Origin of the sequence: Paenibacillus sp. FSL R7-269 (assembly GCF_000517865.1) — a bacterium.
Classification (GTDB): domain Bacteria; phylum Bacillota; class Bacilli; order Paenibacillales; family Paenibacillaceae; genus Paenibacillus_AQ.
Window position 1 is genome coordinate 1 of the sequence record NZ_ASPS01000073.1, and the last position, 17136, is coordinate 17136.

Annotated in this window: 13 protein-coding genes; 3 read left to right on the plus strand and 10 right to left on the minus strand. The window is 55.3% G+C overall.

Features of this window, described 5'->3' with window-relative positions:
• Window positions 1-59 precede the first annotated feature (59 nt).
• Together C162_RS27260 and C162_RS27265 are read right to left on the minus strand one after the other, a co-directional pair.
• Complete coding sequence (locus tag C162_RS27260; protein ID WP_036699770.1) at window positions 60-467, minus strand: BlaI/MecI/CopY family transcriptional regulator; 408 nt, start codon at window positions 465-467, stop codon at window positions 60-62.
• 245 nt (window positions 468-712) lie between these two features.
• On the minus strand, window positions 713-3295 hold the full coding sequence (locus tag C162_RS27265) for an S-layer homology domain-containing protein (RefSeq protein WP_063829066.1): 2583 nt from the start codon (window positions 3293-3295) through the stop codon (window positions 713-715).
• Between the two features lie 207 nt (window positions 3296-3502).
• Here C162_RS27265 and C162_RS27270 point away from each other — a divergent pair, with 207 nt between their 5' ends.
• Both C162_RS27270 and C162_RS27275 read left to right on the plus strand, forming a co-directional pair.
• A complete protein-coding gene (locus C162_RS27270) occupies window positions 3503-5863 on the plus strand; it encodes an AraC family transcriptional regulator (protein ID WP_036699774.1) in 2361 nt (786 codons plus the stop codon).
• A gap of 12 nt (window positions 5864-5875) precedes the next feature.
• Complete coding sequence (locus C162_RS27275) at window positions 5876-7567, plus strand: extracellular solute-binding protein (protein ID WP_051493975.1); 1692 nt, start codon at window positions 5876-5878, stop codon at window positions 7565-7567.
• A 30-nt stretch (window positions 7568-7597) separates the two neighbouring features.
• Here the strand turns inward: C162_RS27275 and nikE are convergent, their stop codons facing one another.
• From nikE to C162_RS27305, 6 genes are all read right to left on the minus strand, one after another.
• Window positions 7598-8416: a nickel import ATP-binding protein NikE gene (gene nikE, locus C162_RS27280; RefSeq protein ID WP_036699907.1), complete on the minus strand. Its 819-nt coding sequence runs from the start codon at window positions 8414-8416 to the stop codon at window positions 7598-7600.
• A 20-nt stretch (window positions 8417-8436) separates the two neighbouring features.
• Entirely contained in the window at window positions 8437-9261 is an 825-nt protein-coding gene (locus C162_RS27285) for an ABC transporter ATP-binding protein (protein WP_156949725.1), read from the minus strand.
• A 19-nt stretch (window positions 9262-9280) separates the two neighbouring features.
• Window positions 9281-10111, minus strand: coding sequence for a nickel ABC transporter permease subunit NikC (nikC, locus tag C162_RS27290; RefSeq protein ID WP_036699778.1), 831 nt, complete (start codon window positions 10109-10111; stop codon window positions 9281-9283).
• A complete protein-coding gene (locus tag C162_RS27295) occupies window positions 10108-11055 on the minus strand; it encodes an ABC transporter permease subunit (RefSeq protein ID WP_036699779.1) in 948 nt (315 codons plus the stop codon). The genes nikC and C162_RS27295 overlap by 4 nt, the downstream gene beginning before the upstream one ends.
• A 22-nt stretch (window positions 11056-11077) precedes the next feature.
• A complete protein-coding gene (nikA, locus tag C162_RS27300) occupies window positions 11078-12697 on the minus strand; it encodes a nickel ABC transporter substrate-binding protein (RefSeq protein ID WP_036699781.1) in 1620 nt (539 codons plus the stop codon).
• 164 nt (window positions 12698-12861) lie between these two features.
• Window positions 12862-13221, minus strand: a complete 360-nt coding sequence (locus tag C162_RS27305) for an ArsR/SmtB family transcription factor (protein WP_036699783.1) — start codon at window positions 13219-13221, stop codon at window positions 12862-12864.
• Between the two features lie 141 nt (window positions 13222-13362).
• On the opposite strand from C162_RS27305, the gene C162_RS27310 reads away from it, so the two are divergent.
• Window positions 13363-14775: an MFS transporter gene (locus C162_RS27310; protein ID WP_235218550.1), complete on the plus strand. Its 1413-nt coding sequence runs from the start codon at window positions 13363-13365 to the stop codon at window positions 14773-14775.
• A gap of 111 nt (window positions 14776-14886) precedes the next feature.
• Here C162_RS27310 and C162_RS35055 read toward each other — a convergent pair whose 3' ends face one another.
• Together C162_RS35055 and C162_RS27315 are read right to left on the minus strand one after the other, a co-directional pair.
• Window positions 14887-15054, minus strand: coding sequence for a CxxH/CxxC protein (locus C162_RS35055; protein WP_063829067.1), 168 nt, complete (start codon window positions 15052-15054; stop codon window positions 14887-14889).
• A 102-nt stretch (window positions 15055-15156) separates the two neighbouring features.
• Window positions 15157-16953: a M3 family oligoendopeptidase gene (locus tag C162_RS27315; RefSeq protein WP_036699785.1), complete on the minus strand. Its 1797-nt coding sequence runs from the start codon at window positions 16951-16953 to the stop codon at window positions 15157-15159.
• Window positions 16954-17136: the final 183 nt, after the last annotated feature.

Sequence of the window (17136 nt, forward strand, 5' to 3'; positions counted from 1 at the left end):
CACCATGCTTGCCGCCAGTGTCTGTTCTGCGATCCCGGCAAACCATCCGTAGATCATATTCATTCCTGCTTACCTGAGTTTCCGCTGGTGCCCTGCGACTTCTTCTCCCTCAGCAGCTGTTCGAGTTGTTCAATCTCCTGCTTGGACAGCTCCACATCCTCCAGGAAGCTGGTCACCATTAACTGGGTGGCTCCGCCGAATACGCGCTTCAGGAAGGAGCGGCTCTCGGCCCGGACACACTCATTCTCTGACACCAGCGGATAATACAGATAGCTCCGGCCGGATTTCTCATACGCTATCGCGTTCTTCTTAAGCAGCCGGGTGACGAAGGTGCGCACCGTCTGCTCGCTCCATTCCACAGATTCAGGCAGGAGCCGGGTAATTTGTTCTGAGGTGAGCGGATGATGCTCCCAGATAATCTTCATAATTTCCCATTCAGCTTCCGAAATCTTCGGGGTTGTACTCATCATAACAGCTCCATTCCATCGCGGCGGCGTTAAATCTACAAATGTAAATACAAGCTCTGTTCTATACATTACACTTGTAGATTTAATTTGTCAAATATGCCCACACCGTGGTGAAAGCACGCGGAACGACACTCACAGTAACGGTACATAGCAAAAAGCACAAGCCCGCGGCTTGTACTTCCTGCTTTCTATCCATAAGAATTCTATTCATAAGAACTTACTTACTCCTGTCACTCACTTGCAGCTTACAACCCTGCAATCAGAGCTTTAACGGAACTGTCGCTCTCCAGCGCACGGATAATCACCGCCACCGCTTCGGCGCGGGTAGCCTGATTCTTCGGTGCGAATGCTGAGGCAGAGATGCCCTTCACCAGATTAGCCGAAGCCGCCTGGCGGATGGCGTCAGCTGCCCAGTAGCTGCTGCCGACATCTTTGAAGCTTGCCGGAGTGCCCGTCTGGAGCACGCCGAGATCAAGCACACGGCCGATGATTGTAACCATCTCAGCGCGGGTAATGGTCGCTCCCGGCTTGAAACTGCCGTCTGAGTAGCCGGTTACGATACCTTTATCGGCCAAGGCACTGATATAGCCAGCCGCCCAATTGGAGGCTGTATCCCCAAACTTAGAGGCTGCCGATGTAGTGTCTATCCCGAAGGAACGGGCAATCATAGCTGCGAATTCAGCTCTGGTCACCGGTGCATCCGGCCGGAAGGAGCCGTCCACATAGCCGCTGATGATCTGCAGCTTCACAGCTGTAGCAATGGTGCCGCTGCCCCAGTGTCCTGTGGTGTCCTTGAAGCTGAGGCTCTGATTCTTCGTGGCTGCAATGGCTTCAGTCACGGTCTTGTATACCACTTCTCTGCTGACCACTCCGGATTGGAACGGATTAACGCCGCCCTGTGGCTGCTTCTCCGGTTCAGCAGGAGTAGTGCTGCCGTTCCCTGGCGTGGTGCCGGTGGTCCCTGGTACCGTTCCGGTATTTCCAGCCGGAGTCCCTGGCGTTCCGCCCGGATTACCGCCGCCCGTCCCGCCGCTTGTCGTATCTGTAATACTAAGCGCAATCTGATCGCTCAGGTATACTACCTGGGCGTTATATTTGCTTGGCAATCCTTCAACCTGCACGGAAGCAAACTGCCCGCTGCGCTGGCTGACGCCATGCGTAATGAGCGGAATCAGGCTGCTGCCTGGAACGTAGCTGTTTGCGAAGTTCACCTTCAGCTTCCCGTCAGCCTTCACGGCCCCCTCAACCTCAAGGACATCCTTTGCTCCGGTAAGGCCCAGTACAAGCGTACCTTCGGAGGCCTGGGTGAAGCTGCCGCCGATCACTATTTTACCGTAGACGTTCTCAATTACAGAACCGCCGGTATTCGTCACATTCCCTTTGCCGAAGGCTGTTGCCGAGTCTCCTTCCAGGACACCTGCATTCACCTCAGTACCGCCGGAATACGTATTGCTGCCGGCCAGCTTCAGCGTGCCTGTACCCTCCTTGGTCAGCCCGCCTGTGCCGGAGATATCATTGCGCCAGCGGTCTGCGGCGTAGAAGCCGCCCTTCGCAGCGTCCATCGCTACTGTTACATGCTCAGCGAATGCACCGTACCCGTCGGCAGCGGCGAATAGGTTCAATCGTCCCCAGCCTTCAGGATCATCCAGTAGTGGATAGCCGGATGGAAGTGCTGTTGTTACGAGAACTGCTCTACGCTGATCCGCACTCAGGTAAGGCAGACGGGTCTCCAGCAACACCTCTGCTCCCTTAGGAGCAACAGCAGGCTCAGTCGTGGAGTGAATCTGCGGAAAGCCATAGGTCAGCCGCTGGGTATACTGGGCCTTATTCTTCGCATAATCTGTGAACCGGTCTTCTGCGGTACCCGTCTGTGTAAGCAGCACTTCATGGGCCTGAGTGTAAGCTGCCTGCTTCAGCGCCGCATTATCCGGGTCGGTCAGTGCTCCCGCTGCGAAGGCCATCGCCGTTACTCGTCCGCCCATAACATCCAGCGGTGAGTGCATCCCGGCAACGACACGGTTGTTGCCCATCTCCGAGGCCCGGGTCATCAGCTCCTGGAAGCGCTCAGGTACGGAATACGCCAGAGCCAGGGCTGCCAGATAGGAAGCGTTGGTATGGCCGCTCGGGAAACCGCCGTCTGTGGCAGGCGTACTGCTTCTCGCCGGCACCAGCGTCGGCACGATGACAGAGGTATCCTTCCAGCGGAATGGACGCATGTAGCTGTAGAATTTCTTAGCCTGACTCGTTGAAGCATAGTCGCCGCGGACTTTTCCAATCAAGTCTACCATTTTGCCCAATTCAGAACCGGAATCGCCAGCCTTGTTGCTGTCATTTCCGTCATTATATTTTACAGAGGTGGCATCAGCAGGGATGCTGTTAATGGTCGTGAAGGTTCCCGACTTGGATCGGTACACCTCAGACAACGGACCAAGGCCGTCAGCCGCTCCATAGGTCTGGTTCCGCCGGTCATCGTAATACGCTGCCTCCTCCTCTGCCGGAGTACGGGTCTTAGACAGATCCGCTACATATTGAATGTTGTAATCCAGCACTTCGTTGTTCAGCTTCGTTCCGGTATCCCAGGTGGCGCCCGGTGTCCAGAGATCCAGGAAGCCGGAGAGAACACCGATCGAGGGGTTGGAATACACCGCCATATTCACAGGTGTGTTATTCTTATAAGTATCTACGAAATGTCCCCATGCCGGAGCAGCTGGCAGCTCGGTTAATGAATTACCCGTGGCCGCCTCTGCAGGATGTACCGCGATAGAATTCGTGAGGAGTACCAGACCTGCCGTAACAGACAACAGCTTTCTTTTCGACTTCAAGTTCAATGTGTCAGCCCCTATCTTGTTATTTTGATTGCCTGAATCGGACTCAATATAGCACCTGCCTCCACTGCGCTCAATAACACAATTTCGCAATTCTATGATTTTGGGAACAATTCAGCTTTTTTCCGGCTATTTTACATTGATTTAACATGAATCCCGAACAGATTTGTGAGGGGCTAGTGTATAATCCGCCTGGGAGGAGAATACAACTTGCGAAAATGGAACTCTGCCTTTGCTGCCCTTGCCGCTTCATACATCTCTGTTGTGCTAGTCATTGTCCTCTTGCTCTGCTCTGCCTTCTATCTGTATTTCTCGAACCATTATAAGGAAGAGCTTCAGGGACGCAACCGGCTCATCCTTGACAATACCGCCCGTACCCTTGAAGCCTCCGTGCTTCAGCGGGTCCAGCAGATCTATCTGGAAGTCTCTCTGAACCAGCGGTCGGCGCTCCGTATGCTGCCAGATGCTTCACTTCCAGCGAATCTCAGCAAGGTAAGCAGTCTCCAGGAGTCGCTGAACATGCAGGTATCCAATCATTCGGACCTGATCCAAGCCGTACATCTGTATGCTCCCAGGCAGCATCTCCTGCTGTCCTCGCTGTATGGGCTGAAATTCCGTGCGGACCAGCAGGCGGGTGCCGCCTATTGGATGGATTGGGTGAACGGCATGAACCTTAATTCCCGTAACAGCCTCTGGACAGAGGCCCGGTTCGTGCCGGACGATATCGTCTCCAGCATCCCCGGCGGCAGCGGCAGCCAGCTGATCACCTATGTGCACAGCTATCCGTTCCAGTCCCCCGGAGCAGCCAGTGAGCTGCTAATTGCCATTGATCTGAAGGAGAGCGCGCTGCGCGCCATTCTGCAGAATATGATGCCTGCCCGCTATCAGAGCAGCTTCATTGCTACGCCCTCCGGCGGGATTGTGGCCGGCTCGAATCCGGATGCTGCGGCCCAGGCCGATACCTATGCTGCCAGTATCTCGAATGCGCTAGCCTCTCCTGAGACATCCGGGAACATGAGCCAGGAGATCGGAGGCAGCACCTACGTGATCTCCTATCAGGACCTGCCGACCACCGGGTGGAAGCTCTTCAGTGCGGCTCCGGCGAACCTGTTCTATGAGAAATGGCTCGTTGTCCAGAGGGTCATTCTCTCCTTGTGTCTGCTTGCTATATTGGTAGGAATCTGTCTGTCCGGCATTCTGGCCAAATTGAACTACAGTCCGCTTAAGCGGCTGCTTCGCACTATTAAGGACCTCTACGGCCCGGGGCCTGAGGTGCCAGGAGTGCGGGGACAAGCCCTTAACGAATTCGGAATTATTGATTCCGCCTTCAACCGTCTGAACAACAAAGTGACCACACTGGAGGGGACGCTTGAGGCCAGCAGTCCGCATATCCGGCAGAACATGATCCTGAATCTCCTTCAGGACAGCCCTGCCCCAGGCAGCGTAACCGTAGATCCGCAATTCCTGGGACTCTCTCCGGAGCACCGTCATTACTGCTGCCTGCTCCTCAACACCCGTGGAGCCTACGCCCACATGAGTCTAAGCGGCTTGCAGGCAGCCATGAGCGGGATGACCGGGACGCTTGAGGCAATCCGGCTTCACGGAATCCGCATTCTGGCCGAGGAGCTGCCGGACAAGCAGACGGTTGTCATTATCAGCGCGCGCGAAGCCTCCGGGACGCTGCTCGAACAGCTCTCGGACCGGATTACAGCAGCAGCGGAGCAGCATTTCCAGCTGAATATTCAGCTCTCGCAGGGCTGCTGGGTGGATGCCGTCAGCCTTCTCCACACGAGCTACGCTGAAGCGCAGACCTTGATGAAGTATGCTTATTTTCTGCCGGAGAGCAGGGTCTTGAAGGACCGGGAGCTGCTGAAGAAGGAGCAGAGTCTTGATGAAATCCCGCAGCCTGTGCTGATGAGATTCAAGGATAAGCTGCAGACCCGTCAGTTGGATGAGACACTGGCCGCGCTGGAGCAGCTGATAGCCGTCATGCGGGAAGGCAGCTACCCGGCGGATTATTGCCACTTCGTTCTGGCGAATACCGTATTTATGTACTCGGATTATCTGAAAAGCATCCGCTACACCCCTTCCGCCCACGGGCCACTAGATCTGTATAACGAATATATTGCCCTGCCGGATATCCGGCATTTGCAGGAGTGGTTCGCCGCCTCCATCGGCACCTTCATCATGGAGACGCAGAAGCGGAACAGTGACCGCGCACTCTCGACCATTGAAGCGGCCAAGGCCTATATCGGGGAGCATCTGTCCGAGGATCTATCGCTGGATGCCGTATCTGCCAAGGTCTTCATCAGTCCAAAGTATCTAAGCAAGCTGTTCAAGGAAGAGCTGGGGATCACCTACACCGACTATATTACCGGCATACGGATGGAAGAGGCCCGGCGGCTGATTGAGAACAACAATATGTCGATTGAACAAATTGCCGGCACGGTCGGTTATGGAACGACTCCATACTTCATCAAGCGCTTCAAGGAGATCTACGGCTGTACACCGGGGAATTATCTGCGGACCGTGAATACACTGCCGCCGCAGGCGGAGATTAGCATGGGATAGGGAGGGTGCCATATGGATATGTATAAAAGATTAGTGCTCTTACCCCTTCTGGGGCTGATCTGCGGCTGCAGCGGGCATTCAGCTTCCCTTCCGTCTGCGCCTGGACAAGAGCTGCCGGATCCATCCGTTTCCGCTTCTGATTCTGCTAATTCTGCTAATTCTGCTGTTCCTGCTGCCTCTGCCCCGAAGCTCAAAATCTCCTGGACCATGCATCAGAATCTGCCGGTTGCGGAGGATGCCGTAATGGTGCGGGAGCTGGAGCAGAAGTTCAACGTAGATCTGGACTTCTGGAATCTGCCGAACAACAAATACGAATCCCTGCTCGACCTGAAGCTGGTGCAAGGCAGCATTCCCGACCTGTTCCGGGTCCGGCAGACCCAGGATCTGCTGAAGTACCAGCAACAGGGCGTGCTCGCTCCAATTCCTGAGGAATTACTGAACACCTACGCTCCCAATATTCTTAAGGCCATCCGCGAGAATGCACCGGCCTATCAGCAATATGGCCGCATTAACGGTTCCTATTATGGCATTCCGGTCATTAATCCTACCAATATCTATCGGGTCCCTGTGGTATACCGGCAGGATTGGCTGGACAAGGTCGGCCTTAAGGTGCCGGACACCTTGGCCGATTTCGAGAAATTCATCTATGCGGCTACGAACGAAGACCCGGACGGCAACGGGATCCGGGACACCTACGGCTTGTCGCAGGAGGGCATGAATGTTGTCTTCGGCGCATTCGGGCAGATGGTCTTCACGGATCAGCTCTACTTCAGCCGGAAGGATCAGGGGCTGGTCATTGGCGCTCTGGAGCCGGATATGCAGGAAGCGCTGCGTTATCTCCGCAAATGGTACAAGGACGGGGTCATTGATCCCGAGTTCATCACCGGGGAGAATAGCGGAGGCTACAAGCATTTGTCGCACGCCTTCATTAACGGGCGGATCGGCATGACCTCCATGGGCAATTATTATCACTGGACACAGGCAGGAGCTTATACGGACTGGAGATTGGATGACCAGAAGGCAGCCAGGCTGGTTCCGGTAGAAGCCATGTTTAACGTCAAGGAGTTAACCGCCAAGCATCCGCAGGCCAAGATCGCTTTCGGGCGGCCGGTTAGCGGCCCGGACGGCAGGCGCGGCTCCAAAGCCTATGATATGATGATGAGCTTCACCGCTATTGGCGCGGATGCCACCCGGGAGCCGGGCAAGCTGGAGAAGATCCTCCAGCTGCTGGACTACATCAGCGCAAATCCTGACCCCGATGAGGCAGCAGCTCTACAGTATGGTATTCAGGGGACACACTGGGACTGGGCCGGAACGGACAAGAAGGATATCATCCTGCTGCCGCCGTATAACCATATGTTCAGCTACCAGAATACAATCGGCGCGGGGATCGGTATGACTCTGCCCATCCTTCCTGCCGGCCGGAGCGAGCAGTGGGCGGCAACCCTGGGGCTGGATCACGACGGCATTTATAATGCCCTGGAGGTGGCTACTCCCTCTCTGATCAGGAACGGCCCTGGACTTATTAAGCTAAGAGACCAGGCGTATATTGCCTTCATCACCGGGGAGCGTCCGCTTGAGGAATTCGGGGAGTTCGTGGAGGAGTTCCTGGCGGCGGGCGGAGCGGAGGTACTGGCGGAAGCAAATGAGTCCTATAAGAAGCTTGATCCACATCAAAAAGGTGAGCAAAAAGCGAGACTGTAGTCTCCTCGATTGCTCACCGGATGTTTACCATTATTGTACAGCGTTCCCGGGCAGATCCCTGTGCCGGCTGCGCGGATGCTCCGCAAGCATGGAGTCGAGCAAGCTGCGAACCGCAGGATGAGAGGACTGCAGGAACTGCTCCTTGCTGTCGTTATATTCCACGATCTTGCCCTGATCCATGACAGCCAGTGCGTCTGAGATCATACAGGCGGCCTTAATATCATGGGTGATGAACAGATATGAGAGGCCGAACGCAGCCCTGAGCTCACCAAGCAGCCGCAGAATAGTAGTCTGGTTAATCATATCCAGACTACTAACCGCCTCATCCAACACGATGAGCTTAGGCTTGAGCGCAATCGCTCTGGCAATATTAATCCGCTGCAGCTGTCCTCCGCTGAACTGGTAGGGCTGCTTCTGCATGTCTGCCGTGCTTAGTCCGACACACTCCAGTAGCTCGCCTACCGTACGCTTCTGCTCCTGAACACTCAAGGATTCGTAGTTGGACAGCGGCTCGCCAATAATCTGCTCGGCTGTCATCCGGGGATTCACGGCTGAATAACAATCCTGAAAGACCACCTGCAGATCGCGGCGTATGGTCCTGCGCGCCTGCGGGCTCAGCTTATACAGATCCTGTCCCTGAATCAGCACCTGGCCCGCGCGGGGCGGCTCCAGGCCAAGAATAACCCGGCCCAGGGTGCTTTTACCGGCTCCGCTTGATCCCAGCAGCCCCAGGCAGGTTCCCTCTTCTATATGAAGAGACACGCCGGACAGCACAGGTTCCTGCTCCTCTGAACGCCTCCACCGGCGGGATGCAGCATAGGTATGGGTAACCTCCCTGACCTCAAGCATGTATTCTGCCGCTATTCCGGTCATAACTGGCCCCCTAACTGCGGACCAAGCTGAAGCAGCGGCCTTGCTGCAAGCAGCTCCCGGGTATATTCATGCCGGGGATGGTCGAACAACTCGAATACATCAGCGGTCTCAACAATCCGCCCGTGCTGCATGACCGCAACTTCATCAGCCAGCTCCGCAATGACGCCGAGGTCATGGGAGATCAGCAGAATAGCAGTTCCATGCTCCTGCCGAATTCGGTCCAGCTGCCGCAGCACCTGAAGCTGATTGGACACATCCAGAGCCGTAGTAGGTTCATCGGCAATGATCACGGAGGGCTTCAGGCACAGGGTGAGCGCCAGCATCACCCGCTGGAGCATCCCGCCGCTCAGCTCATACGGATACTTGTGCAGCAGCGCTGCGGGATCGGGCAGATTCACATCGGCCAGGGAACGGACCATGCAGGCTCTGGCTTCTTTTTTCCCCAGCTTCATATGTGTACGAATCGACTCCACGAATTGCGCACCAATGGTATACACCGGAGAGAAGGCCGTCATCGGATTCTGCATAATCAGCGCAAGACTACTGCCGCGAAGCCTGCGCATGTCCTTCTCCGGGAGTCCGTTCAGCTCAAGGGTATGCAGCCGGATACTGCCTTCGATTACACTCGTCTGCCGGTCCAGCATCTGGAGGAGCGCCAGCGACGTAACGGTTTTTCCGCTGCCGCTGCCTCCCACAAGACCCAGCACACGCCCCGGCTTCAGCTCCAGGTTAACATCCTCTATGAGGGGCAGAACTCCTGCCGCTGTCTTCACAGATACCTTCAGACCCTTCACCTGCAGCACAACTTCCGCTTGTTCCATGATTCGCTCATTCCTTCTTTCAGGAGCCTCGTTTGATCCCGTACCGTTCAGACAGCGCCTCGCCCAGCAGATTAAACGAAGCTACAACCATAATAATCATCAGGCCCGGATAGAGCATCAGCTCGGGATGATTGCGGATGAAGGATTTCCCTTCGTTCAGCATTGCCCCCCATTCCGGTGTAGGTGCCTGGACGCCCAGGCCCAGGAAGGACATCGCGGAGATATCCATAATCGCCCAGCCCATCTCAAGCGTCCCTATCACCACAATCGACGGCAGGATGTTGGGAATAAGGTGTCTGCTCATGATCTGCCAGGGGGAGGAGCCGCTGATCCGCGCTGCCGTAATGAAATTCCGCTCCTTGAGGCTGACAATCATATTCCGGAACATCCGGGCGAAGTACACCCACTGCACCAGCATCAGCGCAATAACCAATTGAGACAGGCCCGGCCCCAGAATCCCGATCAGACCGAAGACCAGAATCATACTGGGAAAAGACATAATGCCATCGCACAACCGCATCAGCACAGCATCCAGCCACCCGCCGATGTACCCCGAAACCACTCCTGCGAGCAGTCCAACCCCTAAGGAAGCGGCAAAAATAAGTGAAGCAAAGCCCAGTGAGATCCGTGTTCCATACAGTAGCCTGGATAGATTATCCCGGCCCAGCTGATCTGTCCCTAGAAGATATTCCCATGAAGGCGGACTGAGCTTCGCTGCCAGATTCACCCGGATCGGATCATGCGGTGAGATCCACGGGGCCAACAGGCCAGCAAGACCAAACAGGATCAGCAGGCTGCCGCAGATCATGATGACTCTCCTGCCTTTGAAACGGCTGCTTAAGTTATTCATCCTTGGCTGGCCCTCCCTTTACGCGCAATTCGCGGGTCCAGGAACAGCTGGAGCAGATCGGCGATCAGATTGCTCCCGGCAATCACACAGACCGAGAGCATGACATAGCATTGAATCACCGGAATGTCACGGTTAATGACCGCTTCAATGAAGTACCGGCCGAAGCCCGGCCAGGAGAATACCTGCTCTACGATAATTGCTCCTGTCAGCAGCTTCCCCAGATTGATACCCAGTCCTGTAATAAGCGGCGCTATGGCAATTCTCAGCACGTATTTATACAGAATCACACGTTCCTTAATCCCTCTGGCCCGGGCATATCGGACATAAGCCTCCTTCAGTTCCTCCAGAACGGTCGTCCGCAACAGGCGCGCGTAGATGGCAATCAGCCAGAGCGCCAGGGTAATTGACGGAAGAATCAGGTGCTGCACGGACCCTCTGCCTTCCACAGGCAGCCATTCCAGCTTGACCGAGATGAAGAACATCAGCAGATAGCCGATCCAGAAGACCGGGACACAGGCGCCGATATAGGCGAATACCCGGATCACATGATCCACCAGCCGGTTTTTGTAAATCGCTGCTAACACCCCAAGCGGGATGCTAACCACCAGCGCCAGCACGATACTGGCGGACGCAAGCTGAAGCGTTGCGGGCAGCTTCTGGGCAACCTCTCCCCAGGCGGGCATATTGGACAGGTAGGAATGGCCGAAATCCAGCCGGAGCAGCCGGCCTACCGATTGAACATATTGCGCCAGCAGCGGCTGGTCCAGCCCGAATTCATGCCTCTTGGCGGCCAACACTTCATCATCCGGCTGGATATGGGCCGCTGCCAGATAGGCCTCAGCCGGGTCTACCGGCCCCACCCGGATCATCACGAACATCAGCAATGAGGAGAACAGAAGGATGGGGATGATCGCCAGCACTCTTTTTCCGATATATACGCCCACTTAGAACCCTCCTGCGTGACTACTACTTCTTCTTGGTGCCATGAAGCGGATATTCATCCCGGTTGGACGGGAACTTGAATTCAGCCACATTGTCCCGGTACACCGCCATCTGCTTGATGTAAGAGATCGGAAGAATCGAGGACTGTTCCTGCAGCGTAGTGAGCACAGAGCCGAACAGCTCGGTACGGGCCTTATCGTCTATTGTTGCCATACCTGCTTTGACTTTCTTATCAATCTCCGCCTTCATTGGCAGAGCCGCCAGGGTATCCGAGACCCCATAGCCCGGCTGAAGCACGGCTGTCATGAAGGAATGCGGGTCATACGGCGCACCAAAGGTCGAGTAGAAATTCATATCGAACTCATTGGCCTTTCTGCGCTGGATGTAGACGGTCAGCTCGACGCCGGTGATTCTCAGATTCACACCGATCCCCGCCCATTCAGCTTGCAGGGTCTCCGCCATCCCCTTCATCGTCTGATCCGCCTTGTCATACATCAGCTCCAGCTCCAGCTTCTGTCCATCCTTCTCCCGCACGCCCCCACCTGAAGGCAGCTTCCAGCCCGCTTCATCCAGCAGCGCATTCGCCTGCTCCACATCATATTTCACCGGGCTCACCTTGATATTGGCATAAGGCAGATTCGGCGGCAGGATATTGTCTGCCTTCTCCTCCAGTCCCAGCGTCACCCCTTCGACCATCGCTTCCTTATTGAAGCCCATGCTAAGTGCCTGACGGACCTTAAGATCAGCCAGCTTCGCGTTCATGGTATTCAGCACCAGATTGCGGGTGGCGATCGGCTCAGACAGCTTAGTGACGTACTTTCCGGTGCTCTCAAGCCCCTTGTAGGCGTCATAGCTGATGAGACCTTCGCCGTAGATCAGATCCAGATCTCCTTTTTCAAAAGACAGCACGCGCGTCTCCGCATCCGGGATCACCTTCACCACCACCTTGTCCACCTTCGGCTTCTCACCCCAGTAGTAAGGATTCGGTGTAAAGGTTGCCGACTCATCCTTCTTATACTCGCTTAGCACCCAAGGTCCGGTTCCAATCGGGCTGCGAATACCCTTGGACGTATCGCCATCCTCGGGGAAGCCCGCTTCGCCAAGGAAGCGTACCGGCCGCACCACCGCAAGATCGTACAGTGCCGGATAATAGGATTCCGTCAGCGTGAGCCGGAACGTAGTGTCATCGACCGCTTCTGTCTTCTCAATCAGCGGGATCATGCCCAGCCATGTGTGCAGCTTCTTATTATGTAAGACCGCATCCATATTCTTCTTCACCAGCTGTGCGGTAAAAGCCGTTCCATCCGAGAACTTGACGTTGCTGCGGATCTTGAACGTGTATACCTTGCCATCCTGCGATAGCGTCCAGGACTCGGCCAGAGCCGGGACAATCTTCCCGTCTTGATAACTGACAAGCGGCTCATAGATCATAGACTGGGCTAACAGCTGGGACGGATTATATAAATGCGGATTCATTGGTCCGATATCCCGGGGCCACGCCATTGTAAGGGTCTTCGTGGCTTGCGCGTCGCCGGCAGCCGATGGTTTGTCTGTATTATTCGATGAACAGCCTGCAGCGACCATGGATATAACCAATAATACGAGCAGGCCCTGCAGCAGCCTCTTACCTTTAGATGCGAACATAGCGTTGACTTCCTCTTTTCCAATCGAGAATGATTATCATTACAATTTAAAATATTACTGCAACCTACACAATTCTGTCAATGGTAACGGTTGTATGCACTAACCAGATCAAAAAACCACCCCAGAACCTGGAGTGGCGATGATTTCATACGGTATATGATTGATTATCCCTGCTCTTGCCCTTCCTCTTCCGGCTCCCCGAACCCCTCATCTGGACCAGGACTGACGTAAGCCTGCAATACGGAATCCAGCAGCCCTGGGAACCGCTCGTCCAGATCTTCCGTCCGCAGGGACAGAATACGCTGGGTACCCTGCACCCGGGTATGAATGACACCCGCTTCGCGAAGCGTCCGGGCATGGTGGGTCAGCGTAGACTTGGCAATCGGTACCTTGAAGCTGTTGCAGGACTGCGGGCCGTGGTTACAGATCTCCGACACTACATATAGACGGATCGGATCGCTAAGCGCGTACAACACTGAGGCGAGCTGAATGTCCTTACGGTCGGGATGATGGAGCTGCTTCATGAATAAAACTCCTTCAGAGTATATAATAGTACTTCTTTTCACGATGATTTCCTAATTGCATTTTACATTAGCCCATGCTATATTTCAATAGTTCGTAAGTAATCGAATAATACAATAACATAATGAAGGAGTGGCTTTCTCATGACCTCATCACCTGCTTCTGAGGGCGATCAAGAGCATTCAATGGCTGCTCCGCAAGCGGCTCTACCACGGGAAGGACTGCTAACTCTGCTATTCAGCGTTGCTGTCGTCCTCGTTATTATGAACACAGCGATGTTCAATCTGGCCCTGCCTGATGTAACCGAGACCTTCGGCATCACCGCAGCGTCCGCCTCCTGGATTGTAACCGGGTATTCCATCATGTTCTCTATTGCCTCAATCACATACAGCCGGCTCTCGGACTTCCTGCCGATCCGCCGATTGCTGATTATCGGGCTGCTCACCTTAGGGCTTGCTGCTGTGGCCGGATTCTTCAGCACCAGCTTCATTTTCCTGCTGATTGTGCGTATTCTGCAAGCGTCAGGTGCAGGCGCCGTGATGTCACTGTCCCTTGTCCTGTTCACCCGCTACATTCCGCAGGCCCGGCGCGGCAAAGCCATGGCGACGATCATGTCGGCCGTCTCCCTGGGACTGGGTCTGGGTCCGGTAGCTGGCGGCTCCATTGTTGAGTACCTCGGCTGGACCTGGCTATTCGCAGTCACTGCCGCCATTCTGCTGCTGGTGCCGTTGTTCCTGATTCTGCTTCCTAAGGAAGTTCCGGCTAGCGGCTCATTCGATATCCTGGGCGGAATTTTCCTCGGCGTGGGTACTACCGGTCTGCTGCTGTTCCTGACCAGCGGACTGTGGATCGCGCTGATCACTGGCATCGCCGCCATTGCCTTATTCGTAGGGCGTATCCGCTCAACCCCTGATCCATTCGTACTGCCCGCGCTATTCAGCAACCGGCCATATCTGGTACTGGCACTGATCGGGGTTGCCTCTTACCTGTGCAGCTTCGCTACCCTGTTCCTGCTGCCGCAGATTCTGACTCACCGCTTCGGCTTCAGCGCCAGCCATGCCGGTCTGGTCATCTTCCCGGGCTCACTGCTGGCCATCTTCGTCTCCCGCCTGGTCGGACGGATGATTGACCGCTACGGTAACACCGGAATTCTGCGCTTGGCACCGCTGCTCGTTCTGGCCGCCACCGTATTGTTCGCCTTATTCGCCGGACAATCCTGGATCGCCGTCATGCTCGTCTACATGATTATGAGCCTGTCCTTCACTGTACTGTCGAGCAGTGTGTCGAATGAAATCTCGCGTATCCTGCCTGCTTCGCAGATCGGCTCCGGGATGGGGCTCTTCCAGCTGCTGCAGTTCTTCAGCGGTGCCTTCAGCGTAGCGATGGCCGCCAGCGCCCTGGAATGGCAGCGCAGCCTGCCGCTTCAGGCCGCTTACTCCAACATCTACTGGGGCTTGTCAGTTGCGGCAATCGTGGCGATTGGCTCCGCCTTCATCTACCTGCGGGGCAGTCAGCGCAGCCCGCTGTCCGAGATGGCGAAAGCCGCGGACTGCTAGATACATTTTAGGTAATGCTAAATCCGCAACTGTACCATTCGCGCATACACCCGCACGCCAAAACACCCTGCAGCCTTCACAGCCACAGGGTGTTTCTTATTCCGGCCGTCCTCAGACGACCAGATATTCCGCATTTCGTTCACATTCCGCACATTTCGCCGGCGGGTCCCAGTCCGAGAACTCCGTCTCCTTCAGATCGACTACATCCGGTGCATCCTCGTACTCGTCCACAAATTTGTCGATGGCCAGCTCTACGTGTTCCTTACAGACTACATACATTCAATCAAGCATCCCTTTCTGTGCCGCTGCGGCGTAGACTTATACTACTGTTCTACCACACTTCCCTGCAAAAAGGAACCTCCCGCAGCGCAAAACGCGCCCTTATTCCCGCCCTGTAAACTTCCGGACATCCCCGGCAATGAATCCGAGCGCCTCCTGCCAGAATTCCAGAGAATGTACATCAATATCCATCAGCATCGCAGCGTCTGCGATGCTCCGGGTACTGGTTGCTGACAGGAACTGTTCATAGCGGCTCACGAACACCTGCCCCTGCTTTTGGTACTGGGCATACAGCCCCTTGGAGAACAGTAGCCCGAAGGAATACGGGAAGTTCAGGAACTCATTGCCTGCCATATAATACCCCGCCTTGCTAATCCACTGGTAAGGATGAATGGACCCGGGCAGCACACTATCCCCGTAAGCCGCAGCCATCGATTCCAGCATCAATGCGTTCAGCTCCTCCAATGAAAGGGGACCGGATAACCGGCGGGCATAGAGCGCGCTCTCGAAGCAGTACCTGGCATAGAAATCGACAATATAATACCCTGCATCCGAGAGACTCCGTTCCAGGATCGCATCCGCTTCCTCCGCAGGCAACGAGTTCAAGAGTTCAACATGAATCAGACTCTCACAAAAAATCGATGCCGTCTCCGCAATCGGCACCGGATAATCCATGTTGACCATCGTATGTCCCGCGAGGCGGCTGGTATGATACGCATGCCCAATCTCGTGAGCCAGTACACTCACATCTATATATTGGCCGTGGAAGCTTGTTATGATTCGGCTCTCCCCTATCGGAACGATATCGACACACATCCCGAAATTCCCCTTTCCGCTGCGCGGCTCAGCATCGATCCAGCGCTGCCCGAACGCCTTGCGGGCGAACCCGCCCAGCTCGGGGCTGAACCTGCTGAACCCCGCGATAATCATCGCCTGAGCCTCAGCATAGGTTATGCGGACTGAAGTCTCCGTGCCAATGGGCGCAAAAACATCCCAGAACGGCAGCTGTCCCCCCGAATGCCCCAGCCGCCCAGCCTTCCCGGCGTAATACTGCCGGAAGACCGGCAGGCTCTCCCGGATGGCCTGAAGCATCACCTCCAGCGTCTCCTGATCCATCCGTGCTGCTTCCAGCACCTTATGCAGCGGGGAGGCATATCCTCTTAGCTCATAGACGGTCGCCGCCTCACCACTGACGGCATTAATACAGGCAGCACTCTGCTCCGCCACGCTGCGGCAAGCCTCATGCTCTGCTTCAGCCGCCGCCCTCCGTACCGCAGGATCGGGGTCGTAGACCAGATTCCGCAGCTCCGCCAGCGTCACACTACGGGTCACCCCGGCCAGATCTAGATCAGTCCGCAGTGTAGACAGCGTCTGCATGTACAGCCGCTCCCACGCTTTGGAGCCGGTGTTCTGCATCCTGGCAATCACCGCTTCGCCTTCTGCACTAAGCATATGCTGCGATTTCCCCTGTAATCCGCGCAGATAGAAGCTATGCTGCTCCAGATAAGCGCTAGAACGGAAACTCCGCTCCAGTTCATCCGCGCTTACCCCCGCCAACCACTTGCTGAAGCGGACCAAGGCTTCACCCGCCCCGCTAGTCACCTCTTCCAGCTCGTCCATCAGATTCACAGCTTCCTCACACTGGCTGTCCGCACTGAACCGCAGCTCCGCATAGCTGAACAGACGCAAATATAGCTGTTGATACGCATTATATTGTTTAAGGAACTCTTCCATCAGGTCTGCAGCGTCCTGCCCGTTAACGGGCTGCGAGGCCGACCATGTATTCAGCTCCCCGGCAAGGCTCTCCACCTGCCTGCGGTCCTGCTGAAATCCCTCCGACTCGAACGAAGGATAGATCCGGTCCAGATTCCATGTTAATTCGCACGTTGTTGATTCCATTGATTAATCTCTCCTTATTTATAATCGCAGGAGCCCTCCGTTATCACATGCTTCCACCCCGTTCTGATTGATCCTGACAGGATCATCCATTTCAGTATACCTTAATTCATTAGTTTCTCCCATCATCCACCAACTTTCTAATGGTATACAGCAGCAGCCGTATTGGCTTTTTCGCATACATCT